This window comes from Streptomyces calidiresistens, assembly GCF_014141525.1.
Taxonomy (GTDB): Bacteria; Actinomycetota; Actinomycetes; order Streptomycetales; family Streptomycetaceae; genus Streptomyces; species Streptomyces calidiresistens.
This window is the reverse complement of record NZ_VKHS01000610.1, coordinates 1-3,410: the sequence shown is the minus strand read 5'-3', so window position 1 is coordinate 3,410 and position 3,410 is coordinate 1. Positions and strand designations below refer to the sequence as shown.

Genomic DNA, 3,410 nt, shown 5'->3' with positions numbered 1-3,410 from the left:
CCCCGGGAGTCCGCCCCCTCCTTCCCGCCGACCGCCGAGAGGCCCTCTCCCCGAGACACCTCCGAGATTCCCATGGTCGCCCCAGAGCTTCCCGAGCCCGCTGACCGCAAGCGGCCCGTCGCCGAGCCGACGGATCCCCACCGGTCGGCCGACGAGTCGTGCACGCCGCGCGACCCGGCCTTCCGGCACGGCGTGGTGGTGGGCTTCGACGGCTCCACCTCCAGCGAACGCGCCCTGGCCTACGCGATCGGCATGGCCCGTCGCTCCGGCTCCGGCCTGATCATCGTGCACGTGGCCAACCGACTGCCCTCCACCCTGTGGGCCGGTTGCGAGCCCCCGACCCTGATCGACGTCCCCGATCACCGCACCGAGGTGCTGGGCCTGGAACTGGCGTGCGCCGACCACCTCTCCGAGATCCCCTGGGTGCTGTTGGAGCGCGGTGGGGACATCTGCCACGAGTTGGAGGAGGTGGGCCGGGAGTACGCGGCCGATGCCATCGTGGTGGGCTCCACCCGCGGCGTGCTGGGACGCATCCTGGGCACCGTCTCGGGGCGCCTGGCCCGACGGGCGGAGCGCCCGGTCGTCGTCATCCCCTGAGCCCCGTTCCGCCGCTTTGCGCCCCCGTGCCCCCGCGGGGAGGCCCCGGGCCCCGCGGGCGATCCGCTTCCACCGGATTTTCCGGCCCCGGAGGTGGATTGTGCGTTTGTGATGGGCATATACCACCCAACGAGGCCGACGGAGGCCAGCGGACGTGCCGCCGCGCGGGAGGTGACGGACCCGCCGGTGGCGACCGGGCCGGCGTATGGGCGACGCCGGCACCCGCGCGGTCCCCGGGGCGGTGGACCGGTGGCATCCGCCTCCCCGGGGACCGACGCACGTTCGCCCCCACCGGCTCCGGTGGGGGCGAACGGCTCGCGGACCGGTCCGGCCCGCCGGGGTCACTCGACGGTGACGGACTTCGCCAGGTTGCGGGGCTTGTCGATGTCCCGGCCCAGCGCCAACGCCGTGTGGTAGGCCAGCAGCTGGAGCGGAATGCCCATGAGCACGGGGTCCAGCTCGGGCTCGTTGCGCGGGACCACGATGGTGTCGTCGGCCTTCTCCTGCTCGGAGTGGGCCACCGCCAGGATGCGGCCGCTGCGCGCCTTGATCTCCTCCAGGGTGGCGCGGTTCTTCTCCAGCAGTTCGTCGTCCGGCACGATCGCCACCGTCGGCACCTCGGGCTCGATGAGGGCGAGGGGACCGTGCTTGAGCTCGGAGGCCGGGTAGGCCTCCGCGTGGATGTAGGAGACCTCCTTCAGCTTCAGGGAGGCCTCCTTGGCCACCGGGAAGCCCCGCACCCGGCCGACGAACATCATGCTCTTCGCGTCGGCGAACTCCGCCGCCAGCTTCGCGATGCGCTCCTCGCCCTCCATGATCTCGGCGATCTGGCCGGGCAGCCTGCGCAGGCCCTCGATGATCCGCTTGCCGTCGGTCACCGACAGGTCCCGGATCCGTCCCAGGTGCAGGGCGAGCAGCGCGAAGGCGACCGCGGTGTTGGTGAAGCACTTGGTGGAGACCACGCAGACCTCGGGGCCGGCGTGCACGTAGACGCCGCCGTCGGTCTCCCGGGCGATGGCGCTGCCCACCACGTTGACCACACCCAGCACCCGGCCGCCCTTGCGCTTGAGCTCCTGGACCGCCGCGAGGGTGTCGTAGGTCTCGCCGGACTGGCTGACCGCGATGTAGAGGGTGTCGGGATCCACCACCGGGTTGCGGTAGCGGAACTCGCTGGCCGGCTCGGCGTCGGCGGGGATGCGGGCCAGCTCCTCGATCATCTGCGCGCCGATCTGACCGGCGTGGTAGGCCGAACCGCAACCCAGGATCTTGACCCGGCGCATCGTGCGGGCCTCGCGGGCGTCGAGGTTCAGGCCGCCGAGGCGGACGGTGGCGAAGCGGTCGTCGAGCCGGCCGCGCAGCACCCGGTCCACCGCGTCCGCCTGCTCGGCGATCTCCTTGTGCATGTAGGTGTCGTGGCCGCCCATGTCGTAGCTCTCGGCCTCCCACTCCACGGTGGTGGGCGAGGCGGCGGTGCGGCTGCCGTCGGTGGTGTAGGTGCGGTAGTCGTCGGCCTTCAGGGTGGCCATCTCGCCGTCGTCGAGGGTGATCACCTGACGGGTGTGGCTGATCAGGGCGGCGACGTCGGAGGCGACGAGCATCTCCCGGTCACCGATGCCCAGCACCACGGGGGAGCCGTTGCGGGCGACCACGATGCGGTCGGGGAAGTCGGCGTGCAGGACGGCGATGCCGTAGGTGCCCTCGATGTGCCGCAGCGCCTCGCGGACCTTCTCCTCCAGGCTCGGGGCCTGCGAACGGCCCACCAGGTGGGCCAGGACCTCGGTGTCGGTGTCGGAGACCAGCTCGACGCCGTCGGCGGCCAGCTTGGCGCGCAGCTCGGAGGAGTTGTCGATGATGCCGTTGTGGACCACGGCCACGTGGCCGTCCGCGTCGGTGTGGGGGTGGGCGTTGGTGTCGTTGGGGGCGCCGTGGGTGGCCCAGCGGGTGTGGGCGATGCCGCAGTTGCCGGCGAAGCGCGCGGGCACCTTGGCCTCCAGGTCACGGACCCGGCCCTTGTTCTTGACGGTCTTGAGGCCGCCGCCCTTGCCGGAGCTGTGGATCGCGATGCCGGCGGAGTCGTACCCCCGGTACTCCAGGCGCTGCAGTCCCTCCAGGAGCAGCGGCGCCACGTCGCGCCTGCCGATGTAGCCGACGATTCCACACATACGGGGTTCCTCCTGGTGCCGGTCGGGCGGTGGTGCGGACCGGCTCCGGGACGGAGCCGGTGGGGACGGGACGGGGTTCGGGGCGCCGGACGCGCCGGTCAGCCGTAGACGATGCGGCGCAACTGCCGCAACGACAGCTCGGGCGGGGCCACCGCCCGGTGCCGCAGCTCCTCCGAGACCACCTCGAAGATCGCCGTGTTGCGCAGCCCGCGGGCCTGGAGCTCGCGATGGCGTCTGCGCACGTACTCCTCCACCGTCTCGTCGAAGTAGGCCAGGACGTCGAGGACCACCCGGGCCGCCTCGCCGCGTCCCAGCGGCGTGGTGCGGGTCAGGTGGTCGATCAGGTCCTCATGGGACGTACGACGGCCGAGCACCCCTTGATAGTGGGAACCGAAGAGGACTTTCGCAACAACCCTGCCCGATATCGGGCACGAACGTGTCGCGGACGACAGTCCGGAAGGAGTGTTCCCGGGCCCGGGTACCGCCCCGTGGCTCACAGACGGTCGAGCAGGGCCCGCTTCGCGCGGGTGAACTCCTCCTCGGTCAGCACGCCGGAGGAGCGCAGCTCGCCCAGCTCGCGCAACCGGCGCAGCACCGCGTCGGGATCGTGGCCGACCCCGGGCCCGTCGGCCCCCGCGCCCCCCTCCGCTC

General features: G+C 72.2%; 4 protein-coding genes. 1 reads left to right on the top strand and 3 read right to left on the bottom strand.

The window, feature by feature from the left end; genetic code table 11:
* Nucleotides 1–72 precede the first annotated feature (72 nt).
* On the top strand, nucleotides 73–597 hold the full coding sequence (locus FOE67_RS20380) for a universal stress protein (RefSeq protein ID WP_182666293.1): 525 nt from the start codon (nucleotides 73–75) through the stop codon (nucleotides 595–597).
* A gap of 341 nt (nucleotides 598–938) precedes the next feature.
* Here the strand turns inward: FOE67_RS20380 and glmS are convergent, their stop codons facing one another.
* The 3 genes from glmS to FOE67_RS20365 all read right to left on the bottom strand — a co-directional run.
* Complete coding sequence (gene glmS, locus FOE67_RS20375; RefSeq protein ID WP_182666292.1) at nucleotides 939–2,759, bottom strand: glutamine--fructose-6-phosphate transaminase (isomerizing); 1,821 nt, start codon at nucleotides 2,757–2,759, stop codon at nucleotides 939–941.
* A 98-nt stretch (nucleotides 2,760–2,857) separates the two neighbouring features.
* Nucleotides 2,858–3,133, bottom strand: a complete 276-nt coding sequence (locus tag FOE67_RS20370; protein ID WP_143617583.1) for a hypothetical protein — start codon at nucleotides 3,131–3,133, stop codon at nucleotides 2,858–2,860.
* Between the two features lie 119 nt (nucleotides 3,134–3,252).
* Nucleotides 3,253–3,410: SHOCT domain-containing protein (locus FOE67_RS20365; protein ID WP_182666291.1), on the bottom strand; the 158-nt coding region annotated here is incomplete at its 5' end.

Bases quoted from the DNA above. Each gene is read 5' to 3' on its own strand.
- FOE67_RS20380 (WP_182666293.1), top strand. From the start codon at position 73: ATGGTCGCCCCAGAGCTTCCCGAGCCCGCTGACCGCAAGCGGCCCGTC.
- glmS (WP_182666292.1), bottom strand. From the start codon at position 2,759: ATGTGTGGAATCGTCGGCTACATCGGCAGGCGCGACGTGGCGCCGCTG.